Here is a 20,499-nt window from a genome sequence, read left to right as displayed (position 1 = left end):
CCGCCGCGGGGCCATTCGAGGGAGAGGCGCTCAGTCGACGTGGTCGCGCGTGCTCGCGAGAGCGCGGGTCGCGATGCGGTGCGCGCGGGCGAGGCTGCCCGTGAGCGAGAGCCCCGTGAGCACCCCCGCGAGGAATCCGGCGGCGAACGCGTCTCCGGCGCCGATCGATTCGACGACCGGCACATCCAGCGCCGCGCTGTCGGTGCGCTCCGACCCGTCGAACGCGACTGCTCCGCGCGGGCTCGTGGCGAGCAGGTACCGGGGTTCGGGGAACAGCTCGCGCAACCTGTCGGGGTCTGAGGTCCCGAACACCGCCTCGGCGTCCGGCTGCGTGCAGAAGACGACGTCGGCGCGGCGGACGTAGTTCGAGATCGCCGCCCGCCCCTCGTCCTCGCGTCCTCTCCACAGAGCAGGGCGCCAGTTCACGTCGAAGCTCAGCAGACGTCCTTCGCGCTCGGCGTCGAACAGGGAATCCTGAGCTGCCCGCGCCGCGACGGAGAGGGCGGGGGTGATGCCCGACGTGTGCACCAGTGATGCTTCCGAGAGCAGGTCGGATGCGGGCGAGGCGGAGAGAGTCGCGGGTGACATCGCCGCCGCCGCAGAACCGGATCGGTAGTAGTGCATGGTCCCGTCGACCGACCCGTCGGGCCGAGGTGACAGCTCCTTCACGTAGAGGCCGGTGGGAGCATCCGGATCCACCTCGACGGCGGTGTCGTCGACCTCGTGCCTGCGCAGCTCGGCGGTGAGGAAGCGGCCGAATCCGTCGTCGCCCACCCGGGAGACGACGGCGGTGCGGACGCCCGCCGATGCGAGGGCGATCGCGGCATTCCACTCCGCTCCGGCGAGGGAGCGGTGGAAGGTCCGGACGTCCTCGAGAGGGGCGGCGGTGGCGGGGACGAGGGCCACCAGGCCCTCGCCGACGCAGACGGCGAGGGGAGACGTGTCGGGCACGTTCTGGAGATTACCCGATCGGCCGTGCCCCGAACATCCGTAACAGGAATGCAACCTGGAGGTGTTTTGCAACGGTGTACCCACTGGGTAGCGTCGAGGGCATCACCGTTTCCGGAGTCGAAGACGCCTCCGGAACGCGCACTGCAGCGCTCGACAGGAAGGTCACACAATGCACCATAAAGTCATGCGTCGGCGAGGACTCATCGCCGTCACCGGAGCAGCGCTCGCCGCGCTGGTCCTCTCGGGATGCGTCGCCAGCGAGCGCGGCGACGACGGCTCCGAGGGCTCGGGAGATGTGGACGGCACGTTCGTGTTCGCCGCGTCGTCGGACCCCGCGAGCCTCGACCCGGCATTCGCCCAGGACGGTGAGAGCTTCCGCGTCTCCCGTCAGATCTTCGAGGGTCTCGTCGGCACCGAACCCGGCACCGCCGACCCCGCCCCGCTCCTCGCCGAGTCGTGGGAGTCGTCCGAAGACGGCATGAGTCACACGTTCACCCTGAAGGAAGACGTCACCTTCCACGACGGCACGCCGTTCAACGCCGAAGCGGTGTGCGCGAACTTCGACCGTTGGTTCAACTGGACCGGTCTCGCCGCGTCCGAGGCCTTCGGCTACTACTACAACAAGCTCTTCAAGGGCTACGCCGAGAACCCCGCCGACGCCGTGTACAAGTCGTGCACGCCCGACGGCGACTACTCCGTCACGATCGACCTGAACAAGCCGTTCGCCGGCTTCGTCGCATCGCTGTCGCTGCCGTCGTTCGCGATGCAGAGCCCGTCGGCGCTGCAGGAGTTCGGCGCCGACGACGTCAGCGGCTCCGCCGAGGCGCCGGTGCTCTCCGAGTACGCGATGGGACACCCCGTCGGTACGGGCCCCTACCAGTTCGACGAGTGGGCACCGGGCGAGCAGGTCTCGCTCAAGGCATACGGCGACTACTGGGGCGACGCGGGTCAGATCGACGAGATCATCTTCCGCACGATCGACGACCCGACCGCGCGTCGTCAGGCGCTCGAGTCCGGCTCGATCGACGGCTACGACCTGGTCGGCCCCGCCGACACCCAGGCGCTCGAGGACGACGGCTTCACCATGGTGTCGCGCCCTCCGTTCACGATCCTGTACCTCGCCTTCAACCAGGCGATCCCCGAGCTGCAGGACCCCAAGGTCCGCGAGGCGCTCTCGTACGCGGTCGACAAGGACGCGCTGATCAGCCAGGTCCTGCCTGAGGGCACCGAGAAGGCGATCGAGTTCGTGCCCGACACCGTCAACGGCTACAACCCCGATGTCACGACGTACGACTACGACCCCGAGAAGGCGAAGTCCCTGCTGGCCGAGGCCGGCTACGACGAGGCCAACCCGCTGAAGCTCACCTTCAACTACCCGGTCAACGTCTCGCGTCCGTACATGCCGGACCCCGAGCAGATCTTCACGGTGCTGTCGTCGCAGCTCTCCGAGGTCGGCGTCGAGACCACCCCGGTCTCGGAGGAGTGGGTCGAGTACCTCGACCGCACCACCGGTACGTCCGACCACGGCATCCACCTGCTGGGCTGGACCGGCGACTACAACGACACCGACAACTTCGTCGGCGTCTTCTTCGGCCAGCAGAGCTCCGAGTGGGGCTTCGACAACCCGGAGCTCTTCCAGAAGCTGAACGAGGCTCGCGGCGTCTCCAACCTCGAGGACCAGACGGCCCTCTACGAGGAGATCAACGAGATGGTCGCTCAGTTCATCCCCGGAGTTCCTCTCGCGCACCCGGCGCCCACGCTGGCGTTCGACCCGCGCGTCGAGAGCTACCCTGCCAGCCCGGTGAACGACGAGGTCTTCACGGACATCGTCCTCACCAAGTAGGTCTGACCGACTGAGTTGCCCACCCGGGTCTCCGCGCTCGCCGCGGAGGCCCGGGACCGGCGTACCTTCTGATCAACGGAGACCTTTTGCTGCGCACCATCGGCAGGCGACTGCTTTTCCTCATTCCCACTCTGATCGGCCTCAGCATCCTGCTGTTCGCCTGGGTCAGGGCCCTCCCCGGCGGCCCGGCCGTCGCTCTTCTCGGCGAGAAGGCGACTCCGGATGCCATCGCGAGGGTCAACGAGCTCTACGGCTTCAACAAGCCGATCATCGAGCAGTACTTCATCTGGGTCGGACGCCTTCTGCAGGGCGACTTCGGCACCTCGATCCAGACCAACCGGCCCGTGACGGAGGAGTTCTTCCGTCGCTTCCCCGCGACGATCGAGCTGAGCGTCGTGGCGCTCATCTTCGCGATCGGCGTCGGCATCCCTCTCGGATACTGGGCCGCCCGCCGTCACGGCAAGTTCACCGACCACGCGTCGGTGGTCCTGAGCCTCGTCGGCATCACCATCCCGGTGTTCTTCCTCGCGTTCATCCTGAAATACGTCTTCGCGGTGCAGCTGGGCTGGCTGCCCTCGGACGGCAGGCAGAACCCCCGAATAGATGCCACCCATCCCACGGGCTTCTACGTGTGGGACGGCCTGATCACCGGCGAGTTCGACGCCTCGTGGGACGCGCTGATGCACCTCGTGCTCCCGGCGCTCGCACTCGGCACCATCCCGCTCGCGATCATCGTCCGCATCACGAGGGCGAGTGTCCTCGAAGTGCAGAACGCGGACTACGTGCGCACCGGCCGGGCGAAGGGCGTCGGCGCCTCGACATTGCGCAGCCGTTTCATCCTGCGCAACGCCATGCTGCCGGTGATCACCACGATCGGCCTCCAGACCGGTCTGCTGATCTCGGGAGCCGTGCTCACGGAGACCGTGTTCGCGTTCCCCGGCATCGGCTCGTTCCTCGCGAGGGCGATCTTCACGAGGGACTTCCCGGTGCTCCAGGGGTTCATCATCTTCATCGCGATCGCCTACGCGCTGATCAACCTGGCGGTCGACGTGTCGTACAGCTTCATCGATCCGAGAGTGCGGGTGCAGTGATGTCCCGCCTCGTTCTCCGAAAGGGGGTGGCGTCATGACCATCTCGCTCCCACCCGCACAGGGCCCGTCGGCGGCGAGCGGCTCGGTCGTCGACACCGTCGCCGTCAATCAGGCAGGCCTCAAGGAGGGGCCGGGCGGATTCTGGCGCGACGTGTTCCGCCGTCTACGCCGCAACCCCACCGCCTGGATCGGCGCAGGCATCGTCCTGCTGTTCGTGCTCGTGTCGGTGCTCGCACCGATTCTCGCGCCGTACCCCGAGACCGCGCTCCCCGGCGCGAAGTACATCACTCCGACGAACATCCCGGGCCCGGGGGAGATCCCCGAGTTCCCGCTCGGCCTCGACCGATTCGGTGGAGACGTTCTCTCCAAGCTCATCTGGGGTGCGCAGGCGTCACTGCTGATCGGCGTCATCTCGACCGCGCTGGGCCTGGTCGGCGGAATGATCCTCGGACTTCTCGCCGGCACCTTCGGCGGCTGGGTCGACACGATCATCATGCGTGTCGTGGACATCATCCTGTCGGTCCCGAACCTGCTGCTGGCGGTCTCTATCGCGGCGATCCTCGGTCAGACGCCGTTCGCGGTGATGATCGCGATCGGTGCATCGCAGGTGCCCATCTTCGCGCGTCTGCTGCGTGCGTCGATGCTGCAGCAGCGCTCCAGCGACTACGTGCTCTCGGCACAGACCCTGGGTCTGGGCCGCGGGCAGATCACGATGTCGCACGTGCTGCCGAACGCCATCGGCCCGGTCATCGTGCAGGGCACTCTGACGCTCGCCACCGCCGTCATTGACGCGGCCGCGCTGTCGTTCCTCGGTCTCGGCGGCGGTCGCCCCGAGACGGCCGAGTGGGGGCGCATGCTCACCTACGCGCAGGCGGAGCTCGCCATCGCGCCGTGGCTGGCATTCCTGCCCGGTATCTGCATCGCGGTCACCGCGCTCGGCTTCACCCTGTTCGGTGAAGCGCTGCGCGAGGCCATGGACCCGAGGACGAGAGCACGATGAACACCGCGAAAGACACCCAGATGCCGAATGCACCTCTTCTGTCTGTCGAGGGGCTCGCCGTCGACTTCGCCACTATGGACGGCGTCGTGCACGCGGTCGAGGGCGTCGATCTCGAGATCGGGCCGGGGCAGACCGTCGCGATCGTGGGGGAGTCGGGGTCGGGCAAGTCGACGACCGCGATGGCGATCATCGGCCTGCTCGCCGGAGGCGGCCGTGTGTCCGCCGGCAGCATCCGCCTCGACGGGAGGGATATCACCCGAGCTCCCGAGAACGAGCTGCGAACCATCCGCGGGCGCGACATCGGACTCGTGCCGCAGGACCCGATGTCCAACCTGAACCCGGTCGCCAAGATCGGCACCCAGGTCGCAGAGACGCTCCTCGCGCACGGGCTGGCCACCAGGCAGAACGTGCAGGAGAAGGTGGTCGAGGCGCTCACCGCCGCAGGTCTGCCGGACCCCGAGAAGCGTGCGAAGCAGTATCCGCACGAGTTCTCCGGCGGCATGCGTCAGCGCGCGCTGATCGCGATCGGTCTGGCATGCAAGCCGCGTCTGCTGATCGCGGATGAGCCGACGAGCGCGCTCGACGTCACGGTGCAGCAGACGATCCTCGATCAGATCGGGGAGATGACACGGGAACTCGGCACCGCCGTGCTGCTCATCACGCACGATCTGGGACTCGCGGCAGAGCGAGCGGAGCGCGTCATCGTGATGCACCGCGGCAAGGTCGTCGAGCAGGGCCCGGCGAAGCAGATCCTCGAGGATCCGCAGCATCCGTACACGCAGTCGCTCGTGAAGGCGGCGCCGTCGGTGGCCGCAGCGCGTCTGCGCCCCGAGGCCTTCCAGGTGGAGGATCGTCCTGCGGAGCCCGCGGGCGTCGGGACGTCGGAGGATGCCGAGACGGTCGAGGCTCCGTCGACCGCCGACAACATCGTCGAGATCGAGAACCTCACCAAGGTCTATCCGGTGCGCGGGCAGAAGGAGGACTTCGTCGCGGTGAACGACGTGTCCCTCGCTATCCCGCGAGGCGAGACGGTCGCGATCGTGGGCGAGTCCGGTTCGGGCAAGACGACCACGGCACGGATGCTGTTGAAGATCATCGAGCCGACCAGTGGACTGATCCGCTACGAGGGCAAGGACATCGCCTCGCTCAGTCGGGCCGAGACGCGGGACTTCCGTCAGAAGGTGCAGCCGATCTTCCAGGATCCGTACTCGAGCCTGAACCCGATGTTCACGATCGAGCGGCTGATCGCCGAGCCGCTGGACTTCTACAAGCGGGGGAGCGGCGCCGACCGGCGAAAGCGCGTCCGTCAGCTGCTCGACGATGTGGCCCTGCCGCAGTCGATGCTGCGGCGCTACCCGTCGGAGCTGTCCGGAGGTCAGCGTCAGCGTGTGGCGATCGCGCGAGCTCTCGCTCTCTCACCCGAGCTGATCGTGTGCGATGAGCCGGTCTCGGCGCTCGACGTGCTGGTGCAGGATCAGATCCTGAAGCTGCTCGGCGACCTGCAGACCGAGTACGGGCTCAGCTATCTGTTCATCTCGCACGACCTCGCGGTGGTGCGACTGATCAGCGACTACGTGTGCGTGATGAAGGACGGATCGCTCGTGGAGGCGGCGTCGTCGGAGGAGATCTTCACGAATCCGCGGGATCCGTACACCCGACGGCTGCTGGCATCGATCCCCGGGAACGAACTCAACATCGCCTCCTGAGGCCCTTCGGCCCCGTTCCCCTCGACCTTCTTCGGATGCCATTACCGCAGCATCCGAAGAAGGTCAAGGATCGAGCTTGCCATGTCGCGAGATCGAGCGTATAGTTGGTAGTTGCGCTCGCTTCTCCCTGCCCTCATATGGTGGTCGGCAGCTCGTTGAGCATTCGGGCGCACACTCCACCTGACGACAAAGGAATCGAGAAGCCCTGCGGGGCTCACGGAGGTTATTCCCTTGGCTGCTGCTCGCAACGCATCCACATCCACCACCACCAAGAACGGACGCGGAGCTTCCCGTCTTTCGTTCGCCAAGATCTCCGACACGCTGACGGTCCCTGACCTTCTCGCTCTGCAGACCGAATCCTTCGGATGGCTCGTCGGCAACGACGCCTGGAAGGCTCGTGTCGCAGAGGCCAAGAAGGCCGGCCGCACCGACGTGAACGAGAACAGCGGTCTCGGCGAGATCTTCGAGGAGATCTCTCCGATCGAGGACCTCGGCGAGACGATGCAGCTGTCGTTCACGAACCCGTACCTCGAGCCGGAGAAGTACTCCATCGAGGAGTGCAAGGAGCGTGGCAAGACCTACGCCGCTCCGCTGTACGTCGAGGCCGAGTTCATGAACCACCTCACGGGTGAGATCAAGACCCAGACGGTCTTCATGGGCGACTTCCCGCTGCAGACCGACAAGGGAACGTTCATCATCAACGGCTCCGAGCGCGTCGTCGTCTCGCAGCTCGTGCGTTCGCCTGGTGTCTACTTCGACAAGACCCCCGACAAGACGTCCGACAAGGACATCGTGTCGGCTCGCGTCATCCCGAGCCGTGGTGCATGGCTCGAGTTCGAGATCGACAAGCGCGACCAGGTCGGCGTGCGCGTCGACCGCAAGCGCAAGCAGTCGGTGACCGTGTTCCTCAAGGCGCTGGGCATGACCAGCGAGGAGATCCTCACGGAGTTCGCCGGCTACACCTCGATCGAGGAGACGCTCGCGAAGGACACCATCGTCACGAAGGAAGATGCGCTCCGCGACATCTACCGCAAGCTGCGTCCGGGCGAGCAGGTCGCCGCCGAGGCCGCCCGCGCGCTTCTCGACAACTTCTACTTCAACCCGAAGCGCTACGACCTGGCGAAGGTGGGTCGTTACAAGATCAACCACAAGCTGGGCCTCGACGCTCCGCTCACCGACTCGGTCCTCACGGTTCAGGACATCGTCGCGACGATCAAGTACCTCGTGCGTCTGCACGCAGGCACCGAAGAGACCTTCCCCGGCATCCGCTCGGGCAAGAAGGCCGAGATCCGCATCGCGACCGATGACATCGACAACTTCGGCAACCGTCGCATCCGCGCGGTCGGCGAGCTGATCCAGAACCAGGTCCGCACCGGTCTCTCCCGCATGGAGCGCGTCGTCCGCGAGCGCATGACCACGCAGGACATCGAGGCGATCACGCCGCAGACCCTGATCAACGTGCGCCCCGTCGTCGCCGCGATCAAGGAGTTCTTCGGAACGTCGCAGCTGTCGCAGTTCATGGATCAGAACAACCCGCTCGCGGGTCTGACCAACAAGCGCCGCCTCTCGGCCCTCGGACCCGGTGGTCTGAGCCGTGACCGCGCAGGTGTCGAGGTCCGTGACGTCCACCCGTCGCACTACGGCCGCATGTGCCCCATCGAGACGCCTGAAGGCCCGAACATCGGTCTGATCGGTGCTCTCGCGACCTTCGCGCGCATCAACTCGTTCGGCTTCATCGAGACCCCGTACCGCAAGGTCACGGGCGGCGTCGTCACCGAGGACATCGACTACCTGACGGCTTCCGAAGAGGTCGACTTCAACATCGCGCAGGCCAACGCCCCGCTCGACAAGAACGGTCGCTTCATCGAGAGCCACGTCCTGGCCCGCCCCAAGGGCGGCAGCGGCGAGGTCGACATGTTCCTCCCGGAGGACATCGGCTACATCGACGTCTCGCCGCGCCAGATGGTGTCGGTCGCGACCTCGCTCGTGCCCTTCCTCGAGCACGACGATGCACAGCGCGCCCTCATGGGTGCCAACATGCAGCGTCAGGCTGTGCCGCTGCTGCGCAGCGACTCGCCGCTCGTCGGAACCGGTATGGAGGGCTACACGGCCATCGACGCCGGCGACGTGCTCACGGCTGAGAAGCCGGGTGTCGTCTCTGAGGTCTCCGCAGACCGCGTCACCGTCATGCTCGACGAGGGTGGAACGCAGGACTACCACCTGCGCAAGTTCGACCGCTCGAACCAGGGCACGTCCTACAACCAGAAGGTCGTCGTCAACGAGGGCGACCGAGTCGAGGTCGGAGAGGTCATCGCCGATGGCCCCGCCACCGAGAACGGCGAGCTGGCACTCGGAAAGAACCTCCTCGTCGCGTTCATGACGTGGGAAGGCTACAACTTCGAGGACGCGATCATCCTCAGCCAGGACCTGGTGAAGGACGACACCCTCTCCTCGATCCACATCGAGGAGTACGAGGTCGACGCCCGCGACACGAAGCTGGGCAAGGAGGAGATCACTCGTGACCTCCCCAACGTCAGCCCCGAGCTGCTCAAGGACCTCGACGAGCGCGGCATCATCCGCATCGGTGCCGAGGTCCGCCCCGGCGACATCCTCGTCGGCAAGGTCACGCCGAAGGGCGAGACCGAGCTGTCGGCGGAAGAGCGTCTGCTCCGCGCGATCTTCAACGAGAAGAGCCGCGAGGTCCGTGACACCTCCCTGAAGGTGCCCCACGGTGAGCAGGGCACGATCATCGCCGTCAAGGAGTTCAACGCCGAAGACGGCGACGACGAGCTCGGCTCCGGCGTCAACCGCCGCGTCGTGGTCTACATCGCCCAGAAGCGCAAGATCACCGAGGGTGACAAGCTCGCCGGTCGTCACGGCAACAAGGGTGTCATCGCGAAGATCCTCCCGATCGAGGACATGCCGTTCCTCGCGGACGGAACTCCGGTCGACATCGTCCTGAACCCGCTGGGTATCCCGGGTCGAATGAACTTCGGCCAGGTGCTCGAGACCCACCTCGGGTGGATCGCGAAGCAGGGCTGGAAGGTCGAGGGAACCCCCGAGTGGGCTACCAAGCTCCCGAAGGACGCCTTCGAGGCCGCCCCCGGCACCAAGGTCGCCACCCCGGTGTTCGACGGTGCGAGCGAGGAGGAGATCGCAGGTCTTCTCGACGCGACCATCCCGACCCGCGACGGCATCCGCCTGATCGACTCCACCGGAAAGGCCCAGATGTTCGACGGCCGCTCCGGCGAGCCGTTCCCGGCGCCGATCTCGGTGGGCTACATGTACATCCTGAAGCTCCACCACCTGGTCGACGACAAGATCCACGCGCGTTCGACCGGTCCGTACTCGATGATCACCCAGCAGCCGCTCGGTGGTAAGGCGCAGTTCGGTGGCCAGCGATTCGGTGAGATGGAGGTGTGGGCCCTCGAGGCCTACGGTGCCGCTTACGCGCTCCAGGAGCTCCTCACGATCAAGTCCGATGACATCCTCGGCCGCGTCAAGGTGTACGAGGCCATCGTCAAGGGCGAGAACATCCAGGAGCCCGGCATCCCCGAGTCCTTCAAGGTGCTCATGAAGGAGATGCAGTCGCTCTGCCTGAACGTCGAGGTCCTCTCGGCCGACGGCACGCTGGTCAACCTGCGTGACACGGACGACGAGGCCTTCCGCGCAGCGGAGGAGCTCGGCATCAACATCTCCAGCCGCTTCGAGGCCGCCTCGATCGACGAGATCTAAGGTCCAGGCCGCCGACCGAGCATCACGCCCGGTCGGCGGCCCACCTCCCCGATTTCTTCAGAAGAATTCCTACACAGGAGAATTTGTGCTCGAGTCAAACACTTTCGATGAGCTTCGCATCGGCCTGGCCACCGCGGACCACATCCGCGCCTGGTCCTACGGCGAGGTCAAGAAGCCTGAAACCATCAACTACCGCACCCTGAAGCCGGAGAAGGACGGTCTCTTCGGAGAGCAGATCTTCGGCCCGTCCCGCGACTGGGAGTGCGCCTGCGGAAAGTACAAGCGTGTCCGCTTCAAGGGCATCGTCTGCGAGCGCTGCGGCGTCGAGGTCACCAAGTCCTCGGTCCGTCGTGAGCGCATGGGTCACATCGAGCTCGCCGCTCCCGTCACCCACATCTGGTACTTCAAGGGTGTTCCCTCGCGTCTCGGCTACCTGCTCGACATGGCGCCGAAGGACCTCGAGAAGGTCATCTACTTCGCTGCCTACATGGTCATCTCGGTCGACGAGGATGCTCGTCACCGCGACCTCGGCACGCAGGAGAACAACATCCGCCTCGAGCTGAAGACGCTCGGAGACCGTCGCGACGCGAAGATCGCCGAGCGCCTGGCTCGCCTGGAGGAGGAGCTCGCTTCCCTCGAGGCAGAGGGCGCCAAGGCCGACGCCAAGAAGAAGGTCAAGGACGCCGGCGAGAAGGAGATGTCGCTCATCCGCAAGGGTGCCGACGAGGCGATCGCCAAGCTCGAGCGCGTGTGGGAAGACTTCCGCACCCTCGAGGTCGGTGCGCTGCGCCCCGAGGACGACGTCTTCCACGAGCTGCAGGACCGCTTCGGTCAGTACTTCGAGGCATACATGGGCGCCGAGTCGATCCAGCGTCGCCTCGCGGCGTTCGACCTGGCTGCCGAGGCGGAGAGCCTGCACCTGCAGATCTCCGAGGGCAAGGGCCAGCGCAAGATCCGTGCGATCAAGCGTCTGAAGGTCGTCAACTCGTTCCTGGAGACCGGCATGAGCCCGGCCGCCATGGTCCTCGACGTCGTTCCGGTGATCCCGCCGGAGCTGCGCCCGATGGTGCAGCTCGACGGTGGCCGCTTCGCGACCTCCGACCTCAACGACCTCTACCGTCGTGTGATCAACCGCAACAACCGTCTTCGTCGTCTGATCGACCTCGGTGCCCCCGAGATCATCGTCAACAACGAGAAGCGGATGCTGCAGGAGGCCGTCGACGCACTGTTCGACAACGGTCGCCGTGGTCGCCCCGTCACCGGTACCGGCAACCGCGCCCTGAAGTCCCTCAGCGACATGCTGAAGGGTAAGCAGGGTCGTTTCCGCCAGAACCTGCTCGGCAAGCGCGTCGACTACTCGGGCCGTTCGGTCATCATCGTCGGACCGCAGCTGAAGCTGCACCAGTGCGGTCTGCCCAAGCAGATGGCTCTGGAGCTCTTCAAGCCGTTCGTGATCAAGCGCCTGATCGACCTCGGTCACTCGCAGAACATCAAGGCGGCCAAGCGCGCCGTCGAGCGCACCCGTCCCGAGGTCTGGGACGTGCTCGAGGAGATCATCCGCGAGCGTCCGGTGCTGCTCAACCGTGCACCCACCCTGCACCGTCTGGGCATCCAGGCGTTCGAGCCTCAGCTCGTCGAGGGCAAGGCCATCCAGCTGCACCCGCTCGTCTGCGCGGCGTTCAACGCCGACTTCGACGGTGACCAGATGGCTGTCCACCTGCCGCTGTCGGTCGAGGCTCAGGCCGAGGCCCGCGTGCTGATGCTCGCGTCGAACAACATCCTGAAGCCGTCCGACGGACGCCCGGTCACCCTGCCTTCGCAGGACATGATCATCGGTCTGCACCACCTGACCACGGTCAAGTCGGGCGCAGCCGGTGAGGGCCGTGCATTCGGTTCGGTGGGCGAGGCGATCCTGGCCAAGGACGAGGGCACCCTCGACCTGCAGGCCAAGGTCCGCATCCGCATCCCGGGTCTGACGTTCCTCGAGGGCGAAGCTCCCGAGGGCTACGAGCGTCACGGTCTCGTCGACGCATCGCTCGGACAGGCGATCTTCAACGACACGCTTCCCAAGGGATACCCGTTCGTCCGCGAGCAGGCTGACAAGAACAAGCTGTCGCAGATCGTCAACAAGCTGGCCGAGGAGTACCCCAAGGTCGAGACGGCTGCGTCGCTGGACCGCATCAAGGACGCCGGTTTCTACTGGGCCACGCGCTCGGGTGTGACCGTCGCTCTGAGTGACATCCTCACGCCGCCGAACAAGGCGGAGATCGTCGCGGGCTACGAGAAGCAGGCCGCGAAGGTCCAGTCCCAGTACGAGAAGGGCCTCACGACCGACGTCGAGCGTCGTCAGGAGCTCATCAAGATCTGGACCGAGGCGACCGACGAGGTCCAGGCCGCGATGAAGGCGAACTTCCCTGAGGACAACACCATCAACCGCATGGTGTCCTCGGGCGCCCGTGGTAACTGGCTGCAGATCCGGAACATCGCCGGTATGCGTGGTCTGGTGAACAACCCCAAGGGTGAGATCATCCCGCGTCCGATCATCTCCTCGTACCGCGAGGGTCTGTCGGTGGCGGAGTACTTCATCGCGACGCACGGTACCCGTAAGGGTCTGGCCGACACCGCTCTGCGTACCGCCGACTCGGGTTACCTGACCCGTCGTCTGGTGGACGTCTCGCAGGACGTCATCATCCGCGAAGAGGACTGCGGCACGTCGAAGGGCCTCGAGCTCCCGATCGCCGCTCCGAACTCGCAGGGTGAGCTCGTGCGCGACGCGAACGTCGAGAACTCGGTGTTCGCTCGTACGCTGGCCTCCGATGTGGTCGACAGCAAGGGCGAGGTCCTCGCTTCTGCCGGAGACGACGTGGGTGACGTGCTCATCGACAAGCTGGTCGCGCTGGGCGTCGAGAGCATCAAGGTGCGCTCGGTTCTCACGTGTGACTCCGCCGTCGGTGTCTGCGCGCAGTGCTACGGCCGTTCGCTCGCCACGGGTAAGACCGTCGACATCGGAGAGGCCGTCGGCATCATCGCGGCCCAGTCGATCGGTGAGCCCGGTACCCAGCTGACGATGCGTACCTTCCACACCGGTGGTTCCGCGTCTGCAGATGACATCACGCAGGGTCTTCCCCGTGTGCAGGAGCTCTTCGAGGCTCGCACCCCGAAGGCCGCGTCGCCGATCGCCGAGGCCGATGGCCGCATCACGATCGACGAGACGGACAAGGCCAAGAGGCTCATCCTCACGCCCGACAACGGTGACGAGGAAGTGATCTACCCGGTCCTGAAGCGTGCGACGCTTCTGGTCGAGGACGGTCAGCACGTCAGCGTCGGTCAGCCGCTCCTGGTCGGCACGCTCGACCCCAAGGAGGTCATGCGTGTCATGGGTGCCCGCGAGGTGCAGCGTTACCTCGTCGGTGGCGTCCAGGGCGTGTACCGCTCGCAGGGTGTGCCGATCCACGACAAGCACATCGAGGTCATCGTCCGTCAGATGCTCCGCAAGGTCACCGTCGTCGATCACGCCGACACGACCCTGCTCCCGGGCGAGATGGTCGACCTCAAGCGCTACCAGGCGATCAACCGCGAGGCTGTGGCAGAGGGCAAGCGCCCCGCGTCCGGCCGTTCGGAGCTGATGGGTATCACGAAGGCGTCGCTCGCGACGGAGTCGTGGCTGTCGGCCGCCTCCTTCCAAGAGACGACCCGCGTGCTCACCGAGGCTGCGATGCAGGGCAAGCGCGACCCGCTGGTCGGTCTCAAGGAGAACGTCATCATCGGAAAGCTCATCCCCGCCGGAACCGGTCTCTCGAAGTACCGCGACGTCACGGTCGAGGCGACGGAAGAAGCCAAGAGCGAGCGCTACCCGAACCGGATCTTCGCATCCGACGGTGCGTACGCAGACGGCGACTTCGGTTACGTCGACTTCGACGCGTTCTCGACGGACGACATCACGCCGGGTACGTACAACTGATCGATTCAGCTCTGACGTACTGAGTGAATAGGAGAAGGCCCCGGGCGATTCGCCCGGGGCCTTCTTCGTGCCCGGAGGGCGGGTGGATGCCGGGGCGCGGCGTCTGGGTCGGGTCAGTCGAACAGATGCGCGACGATGCTCGATGTGTAGCCCGAGGGTGCGAGGTTCGAATAGCTCGAGTCGATCAGCACGTCGTCGCGCCAGAACAGGGTGCGCCCGTCGGTGACCGGGTACTGGGTGTTCTGCCAGGTCTTCTCGCAGCGGGTGCCTCCGTCCGGGGTGAAGCAGGTGAAGCCCTCGTTCGTGACGAGGGCGTTCAGCATGTCGAGGGCGGGCCCGCGGTTCATGAGCGAGATCGTGGTGACGAGCCGGGTGGTGTCGGCGCGAGGATCGGCCCAGATGCACGTGAGAGTGCCGTCGTCGGCGACGCCCGATGGGCCGAAAGCCGCGTCGTTCAGGGGGATCCCGTCGAGCTGCGCGAGCACGTCCTCCGAGAGGATCGCGCGGCAGTCTGTCGGCAGAGTGACCGGTGCGGTCGTGGGAGTGGGGGAGGCCGAGGGTGAGGGGCTCGCGGTGTCGTCCGGAGTCGAGCTCGACGACGGCTCAGGGGCGGCGCTCTGCTCGGCGCCGCCGGAACCGGCAGAACCGCAGCCGGTCAGCGCGGTGACCAGCAGAAGAGCCGCAGCACCGGCGGCGAGTCGCGCGTTCATGCGCTCACCGTAGCGCCGGAAGGTTCGGAGGAGCGGCAGGCAGACCGCGCCGCCGCGGATGCCTTTCGCGCGGTAGTGTCGGCGGAATGAGCGTTGAATCCTCCCGTGTATCCGGTGCCGTCGTCGTCGGAGACGCGCTGATCGATGAGATCCGTGATGATGCCGGTGTCCGCGAGCTCGTCGGCGGAGCGGCATTGAATGTGGCCGTCGGCCTTCGGCGCCTCGGGGTGCCGACCACCTTGATCGCGATGGTCGGCGACGACGAGGCGGGCGCGCACATCCGCGAGTACCTCGAGGATCACGACGTCAGCCTGATCGCGAGCGAGGCTCCGCTCGGCTCCTCGAGGGCGATCGTCGAACGAGGGTCGGACGGCGAGCCCGTGTACGTCTTCAACGAGGCGGCGCAGCGGCGCAGCATCCGCTACTCCGACGAGGCTGTGCGGGTCATGGCCGATGCCGGTCTCGTGGCCGTCAGCTGCTTCCCCTTCGATGTTCCCGCTGAGGTCGATGCTCTCGTCGCCGCCGCGGGTGGCGCTCGTCTCGCGATCGATCCCAACCCGCGATCGGGCATGCTGAGCGACCGTGAGGAGTTCGTGCGGGGCTTCGAGCGTGCGGCCGCAGGAGCTGCGATCGTCAAGGTCGGCGCGGATGACGCGGCACTTCTCTACGACGGTGATCTCGACGGGCTCCGCGCGCGGCTGCGCGGCCTCGGCGTGCGTGCCGTGCTCGCGACGGCGGGTGCCGACGGCGCCGCACTCGAGTCGGATGCCGGAGTGGTCACCGCTCCCATCTCGACTCTTCCGGGGCGCGTGGTCGACACGGTCGGCGCCGGCGATGCGACGCTCGCGGCGGTGGCCGCAGGGCTCGCCGCTGGCACGCCGGAGCATACGGAGGGGTGGCAGGAGCTGCTCGATCGGGCGATGGATGTGGCTGCGGCGACGTGTCGCGCAGAGGGCGGTCTGCTCCGCACCCCGGAGTCTCTGGCGGACGCCGATCGAGGCGTCTTCGGCAGCTGACGTCTCGATTTCTCGCGCCTGCCGTTCGCAGGTATGATTATCTATCGTGCCCCCGGTTGGCTGTCGAAGTTGGACGGGTGCGCTCTGGCGAGTTACCCAAGCGGCCAAAGGGATCTGACTGTAAATCAGACTGCATCGCATTCGGGGGTTCGAATCCCTCACTCGCCACCATCGAAAAGCCCCGAACAGCCTCAGGCGTCCGGGGCTTTCGTCGTCTCCGGGGCGAAGAGGGCAGTATGGGTCGGGCGACAGATCATCCGGGGGACCGCTGTGGACGAAGAGGACCGGCGAGCGCTGCGCCGATGGGCGAGAGGCGCCCTGCAGTACTTCCTGTGCCTGTTGCCTCTCGGCGCGGCCGCCGCCGTGTTCTTCCTCCTGGCGGGCAGTGTGAGAGTGGCCACGCACGGTGAGCTTCAGCACGCGGTGTTCGGGTGGCCGTTCGGGTGGGTGACGCAGGATCTCTCGCGCTACGAGCCCGTGCGATACCCCGCGACGATCGAGTTCGAGTATCAGCGCGCATGGCATGATCCGATCGAGACCTCGTACGACTGGTGGTTGTTCGCTGCGAACAGCGCGATTCTGAGCGCCATCCTGACAGCGGTCCTGCTGCTCATCCTCGGCGTGCTCAGAGTCCGGCGGGCACTCCGCGAGTAGCCCGGCTACAGTCTGAGGCGAGTCGTCCACGAGAGAGAGGCATGCCGATGAGTGATCACGCGAGGCTCGCGCAGCTGGAGGCGGAGCACATCGAGCTCGTACTCCGCCGGTTCGACCGCAGGGATGCCTGGGATCTGGGGCGCTCCATCGTGGAGAGGGCATTGGCCGAGGGCTTCCCCGTGACTGTGGATGTGCGCACGTCGTCCGGCATCCTGTTCCATGCATCTTTGCCCGGCGCGACCGGAGACAACGACGTGTGGGCGGCGAAGAAGGCCGCGACCGCCCTGCGGTTCGAGACCAGCACCGCGCTGCTCGAGATGCGTGTCGAGAACGGCGGACGCGACATGTACGAACCCGGATGGCTCGACCCCGTCGTGTACGCGGTCGCGGGGGGTGCCGTTCCGATCCGCGTCGACGGCGTGGGTGTCGTCGCGGTCGCCACGGTATCGGGCCTCCCGTCCGCAGACGACCACGATCTGGTGGTGGCCGGAATCCGCGACCTGGGACTCCTCGTCGCCCGATGATGACGCCCTGGTCTGTCGGGACACGCGGGCCCGTGAACGCTCCCGAGCCCGCGCCCTCACAGTCATTTCTGGACAGAGTGCAGATATCCCTGGACAGGGAGGTTTCCCGAGCGCATAATCAACACACACAGGACGTGGCCGTTGCGAAGGAGCATCCCATGAGTGACACGAACGAACCCTCGGAGCTGTTCTCGTCGGCATCGGGCCCCAGCGGTGCGTCGATCACCGACTGGACCGATCTCGGGCGGGAGATGTGGGCATATTTGACCGGTCGAGGCGCAGCCGTGAACTACACCTTCGATGACATGACCGTCGAGGTGCCGAGGGATATCGGACCCGACGCCCCTCGTGCCACGTGGAAGTTCAACGGCACCCTGCGTGTCACGACCAGTGACAGCGCAACGGGCGACTCCCGCGCGGTCTGAGCGACACCCACGCCGATGATCCGTCTCGACATCGATCTGCGCGTCGAGCAGATCGGCCCGGATGACGACACGTCCACGCCGTTCACCGTTCAGGCGGCCGGTCAAGAGGTCGTGATCACGTTCGAGGACACCCGTCGCCTCGGCGGCGTGAGCCGTCACGACCTCGTGAACCTCGTGCCTCTCGCCGACGCCCTCGCGCGCCGCGGCATCAGTGTGCGGGTGGAGGGGCCGAAGGGCACCCTCGTGCAGCTCGGCGACGTCAAGTCGGGCCCGGTCGGCCGGGCGATCGCCGGTTCCCCCCACATCAAGCTCGGCCGGCTCGGCACCATCCTCTCCGAGGTGCAGCATCGCGAACACGGCAAGGCGTCGCTGCTTCACGTCCCGCCGCCGACGCTCTTCCCGCTCCTGCCGACGCTTGCCAGGGGAGTGCGCCGACGCGTCACGACGACCCACTACATCCCGGGGTCGGGGCGTCCTCGGCTGATCTTCGCCGTCGGAACCGGCGACTGGAACGACAGCAGGCCGCGGGAGTTCGACCTCTTGCCCGGACGGACGACGATCGGCTCGGGGCCAGACGCCGATCTGCGACTGGACGGGCTGGAGAAACTGCATGCGGAGATCCGACACAACGAGGATGACGAGTACGTGCTCTACTCGTTCGCCGCGACCGGGGGCGGGCGTCCCAATCTGCCGCACAGCAAGGAGGACGCCAGGATCCTGCGAACAGGTTCGCGCATCGAGATCGGCACCTGGCGGCTCGCCTACTACCGTGAGGAGTTCGCCGACCACGGCCGCCCCTTCGGAGGACGACAGGGCGGGGAGTACGCGTTCCAGCGACAGCAGCCGATCCGGCCCTACGGGTCGGGGGAACTCGGCTGACGCGCCGTCACACGGGGTTCCGTCAGTAGTCGGGATGCAGGCGCAGCCGTGAGGCGATCTGCGCCGCCTGCTCGGCGGGCGTCAGAGCGATGTCGATCTCGATCGACCTCTCGTCGTCCTCGAGCGCTTCCAATGTCGCGAACTGGGAGTCGAGCAACGTCGTCGGCATGAAGTGCCCTTCACGTCGCAGCATCCGGTCGAGGATGAGTTGACGCTCGCCCGCGAAGTGCACGAACGTGACCGCATCTCGGCGCAGCACGTCGCGGTAGCTGCGCTTCAGCGCAGAGCAGGTGACGATGCCGGGCTCGCCCGCTTCGATGCGATCGTCGATCCAGTCGGCGATGCGGTCGAGCCACGGCCATCGATCGTCGTCGTCGAGCGGATGTCCCGCCGCCATCTTGGCGACGTTCGCCTCGGGGTGCAGGTCGTCGCCCTCTTCGAAGGCCCAGCCGAGGCGGCCGGCGAGCATCGCGGCGACCGTGGACTTGCCGGTGCTGGCGACGCCCATGAAGACGAGGACGGGAGCGTTGACGGACATCATGGCGCGCTCAGACGAAGATGCTCAGGACGAGGACCCCGGCGAGGCCCGTGACGGAGATCAGGCACTCGAGCACCGTCCACGATTTCAGCGTCTGCGGGATGCTGAGGCCGAAGTACTCCTTGATGAGCCAGAACCCCGCGTCGTTGACGTGCGAGAGGAACACGGATCCCGAGCCGATCGCCAGCACGAGCAGCGCGACCATGGGGGAGTCGAGCGTCTCGGTGAGCGGCTGCAGGATGCCGGCGGCGGTGATCGTGGCCACGGTCGCGGATCCGGTGGCGACACGGATGACGACCGCGACGAGCCAGGCGAGGATCAGGACAGAGACCGAGGAGCCGGAGACGAACTCGGCGATCACGTCGCCGATGCCGGTGTCGACCAGCACCTGCTTGAAACCGCCACCGGCGCCGACGATCAGGAGGATGCCGGCGATCGGACCGAGCGACGAACCCACGATGTCGTTGATCTTGGTGCGGTCGAACCCGGCGCCGCGGCCGAGGATGAAGAATCCGGCGAGCACGGCGATGAGCAGCGCGATGACCGGCGTGCCGAGGAAGTCGAGCGCGACCTTCCAGGGGGCGTCGGACCCTGCGGCCGAGATATCGGCGACGGCCTTGGCGAGCATGAGGAAGACGGGGAGCAGGATGCTGAACAGCGTGGCGCCGAACGACGGGCGGCGACGCTGCTCGACGCCCTCGTCCTCTTCGGTCACGAAGAGTTCGGGCACAGGCACGTCGACCCAGCGCGCGGCGAAGCGGGCGAACAGGGGCCCGGAGATGATCACGGCGGGGATCGCGACGATGACGCCGAAGGCCAGCGTGAGACCGAGGTTGGCGCCGAGCGCATCGATCGCGGCGAGCGGGCCCGGGTGCGGCGGGACGAGCCCGTGCATGGCCGAGAGGCCGGCGAGGGTCGGGATAGCGATCCGCATCAGGGGAGCACCGGAGCGACGGGCGACGAGGATGATCACCGGCACGAGCAGCACGAGGCCGACCTCGAAGAACATCGGCAGGCCGATGACGGCGCCGATGAGGCCCATCACCCAGGGGAGGGAGCGTGCGCTGGCTCGGCTGACGAGAGTGTCGACGATGCGGTCGGCGCCGCCGGAGTCGGCGAGCAGCTTGCCGTAGATCGCCCCGAGTGCGATCAGGATGCCGACGCCGCCCATGGTCGTGCCGAATCCGGTCGAGAAGCTCGTGACGGAGGAGGCGATGTCCATGCCGGCGATCGCGCCGGTGGCGAGCGCGCCGATCGTGAGCGAGAGGAACGGATGCAGCTTCACCCAGGTGATCAGGACGATGATCACCGCGATGCCGATCACGGCGGCGGTGATGAGCTGCCCTGCGGGGCGGTCGGGGGCTGCGGCGTCGGTGACGGCCGTCATGAGCGCGTCAGCGGCGGGGGTGAAGAGTGCCATGAGCTTCCTTGATCCGGGCGTGGTTTACGACCTTATGCCGTACATA

General features: G+C 66.6%; 15 protein-coding genes and 1 tRNA gene. 12 read left to right on the top strand and 4 right to left on the bottom strand.

Annotation, left to right across the window (positions count from 1 at the left end; genetic code table 11):
* Nucleotides 1–30: 30 nt before the first annotated feature.
* Nucleotides 31–951 carry a sugar kinase gene (locus OD997_RS16455; protein WP_434332646.1) on the bottom strand — a complete coding sequence of 307 codons (921 nt, stop codon included), beginning with the start codon at nt 949–951 and terminating at the stop codon, nt 31–33.
* A gap of 169 nt (nt 952–1,120) precedes the next feature.
* Between OD997_RS16455 and OD997_RS16450 the strand changes: the two genes are divergently transcribed.
* From OD997_RS16450 to rpoC, 6 genes are all read left to right on the top strand, one after another.
* On the top strand, nt 1,121–2,794 hold the full coding sequence (locus OD997_RS16450; RefSeq protein ID WP_434332645.1) for an ABC transporter substrate-binding protein: 1,674 nt from the start codon (nt 1,121–1,123) through the stop codon (nt 2,792–2,794).
* Nucleotides 2,795–2,880: 86 nt separating this feature from the next.
* Complete coding sequence (locus OD997_RS16445) at nt 2,881–3,885, top strand: ABC transporter permease (protein WP_434332644.1); 1,005 nt, start codon at nt 2,881–2,883, stop codon at nt 3,883–3,885.
* Between the two features lie 34 nt (nt 3,886–3,919).
* Nucleotides 3,920–4,885, top strand: a complete 966-nt coding sequence (locus tag OD997_RS16440; protein ID WP_434332643.1) for an ABC transporter permease — start codon at nt 3,920–3,922, stop codon at nt 4,883–4,885.
* Nucleotides 4,882–6,591, top strand: a complete 1,710-nt coding sequence (locus OD997_RS16435) for an ABC transporter ATP-binding protein (protein ID WP_434332642.1) — start codon at nt 4,882–4,884, stop codon at nt 6,589–6,591. The genes OD997_RS16440 and OD997_RS16435 overlap by 4 nt, the downstream gene beginning before the upstream one ends.
* A 231-nt stretch (nt 6,592–6,822) precedes the next feature.
* Nucleotides 6,823–10,326: a DNA-directed RNA polymerase subunit beta gene (locus OD997_RS16430; protein WP_056309351.1), complete on the top strand. Its 3,504-nt coding sequence runs from the start codon at nt 6,823–6,825 to the stop codon at nt 10,324–10,326.
* An 85-nt stretch (nt 10,327–10,411) separates the two neighbouring features.
* A complete protein-coding gene (gene rpoC / locus OD997_RS16425; RefSeq protein WP_056515946.1) occupies nt 10,412–14,287 on the top strand; it encodes a DNA-directed RNA polymerase subunit beta' in 3,876 nt (1,291 codons plus the stop codon).
* Nucleotides 14,288–14,400: 113 nt separating this feature from the next.
* Here rpoC and OD997_RS16420 read toward each other — a convergent pair whose 3' ends face one another.
* On the bottom strand, nt 14,401–14,997 hold the full coding sequence (locus OD997_RS16420) for a hypothetical protein (RefSeq protein ID WP_434332641.1): 597 nt from the start codon (nt 14,995–14,997) through the stop codon (nt 14,401–14,403).
* Between the two features lie 86 nt (nt 14,998–15,083).
* Between OD997_RS16420 and OD997_RS16415 the strand changes: the two genes are divergently transcribed.
* From OD997_RS16415 to OD997_RS16390, 6 genes are all read left to right on the top strand, one after another.
* Nucleotides 15,084–16,013, top strand: coding sequence for a PfkB family carbohydrate kinase (locus OD997_RS16415; protein WP_434332640.1), 930 nt, complete (start codon nt 15,084–15,086; stop codon nt 16,011–16,013).
* 86 nt (nt 16,014–16,099) lie between these two features.
* Nucleotides 16,100–16,184, top strand: a tRNA-Tyr gene (locus tag OD997_RS16410).
* A gap of 99 nt (nt 16,185–16,283) precedes the next feature.
* Nucleotides 16,284–16,667, top strand: coding sequence for a hypothetical protein (locus tag OD997_RS16405; RefSeq protein WP_434332639.1), 384 nt, complete (start codon nt 16,284–16,286; stop codon nt 16,665–16,667).
* 47 nt (nt 16,668–16,714) lie between these two features.
* Entirely contained in the window at nt 16,715–17,191 is a 477-nt protein-coding gene (locus tag OD997_RS16400; RefSeq protein WP_434332638.1) for a heme-binding protein, read from the top strand.
* Between the two features lie 158 nt (nt 17,192–17,349).
* Nucleotides 17,350–17,616, top strand: coding sequence for a hypothetical protein (locus OD997_RS16395; RefSeq protein WP_434332637.1), 267 nt, complete (start codon nt 17,350–17,352; stop codon nt 17,614–17,616).
* Nucleotides 17,617–17,631: 15 nt separating this feature from the next.
* A complete protein-coding gene (locus tag OD997_RS16390; protein WP_434332636.1) occupies nt 17,632–18,495 on the top strand; it encodes a hypothetical protein in 864 nt (287 codons plus the stop codon).
* Between the two features lie 22 nt (nt 18,496–18,517).
* On the opposite strand, the gene OD997_RS16385 is transcribed toward OD997_RS16390, so the two are convergent.
* A complete protein-coding gene (locus OD997_RS16385; RefSeq protein WP_434332635.1) occupies nt 18,518–19,036 on the bottom strand; it encodes a gluconokinase in 519 nt (172 codons plus the stop codon).
* Between the two features lie 7 nt (nt 19,037–19,043).
* Nucleotides 19,044–20,453, bottom strand: a complete 1,410-nt coding sequence (locus tag OD997_RS16380; RefSeq protein WP_434332634.1) for a GntP family permease — start codon at nt 20,451–20,453, stop codon at nt 19,044–19,046.
* Nucleotides 20,454–20,499: the final 46 nt, after the last annotated feature.

The sequence above is a fragment of the Microbacterium sp. CGR1 genome (assembly GCF_051062835.1).
Classification (GTDB): domain Bacteria; phylum Actinomycetota; class Actinomycetes; order Actinomycetales; family Microbacteriaceae; genus Microbacterium.
Note: the sequence above shows the minus strand (reverse complement) of the source record. Positions and strands in the feature narration are given on the sequence as shown.

Excerpts from the sequence above, each read along its gene's own strand:
- OD997_RS16450 (WP_434332645.1), top strand. The coding sequence starts at position 1,121 with ATGCACCATAAAGTCATGCGTCGGCGAGGACTCATCGCCGTCACCGGA.
- OD997_RS16440 (WP_434332643.1), top strand. The coding sequence starts at position 3,920 with ATGACCATCTCGCTCCCACCCGCACAGGGCCCGTCGGCGGCGAGCGGC.
- OD997_RS16435 (WP_434332642.1), top strand. The coding sequence starts at position 4,882 with ATGAACACCGCGAAAGACACCCAGATGCCGAATGCACCTCTTCTGTCT.
- OD997_RS16420 (WP_434332641.1), bottom strand. The coding sequence starts at position 14,997 with ATGAACGCGCGACTCGCCGCCGGTGCTGCGGCTCTTCTGCTGGTCACC.
- OD997_RS16415 (WP_434332640.1), top strand. The coding sequence starts at position 15,084 with ATGAGCGTTGAATCCTCCCGTGTATCCGGTGCCGTCGTCGTCGGAGAC.
- OD997_RS16400 (WP_434332638.1), top strand. The coding sequence starts at position 16,715 with ATGAGTGATCACGCGAGGCTCGCGCAGCTGGAGGCGGAGCACATCGAG.
- OD997_RS16395 (WP_434332637.1), top strand. The coding sequence starts at position 17,350 with ATGAGTGACACGAACGAACCCTCGGAGCTGTTCTCGTCGGCATCGGGC.
- OD997_RS16390 (WP_434332636.1), top strand. The coding sequence starts at position 17,632 with ATGATCCGTCTCGACATCGATCTGCGCGTCGAGCAGATCGGCCCGGAT.
- OD997_RS16385 (WP_434332635.1), bottom strand. The coding sequence starts at position 19,036 with ATGATGTCCGTCAACGCTCCCGTCCTCGTCTTCATGGGCGTCGCCAGC.
- OD997_RS16380 (WP_434332634.1), bottom strand. The coding sequence starts at position 20,453 with ATGGCACTCTTCACCCCCGCCGCTGACGCGCTCATGACGGCCGTCACC.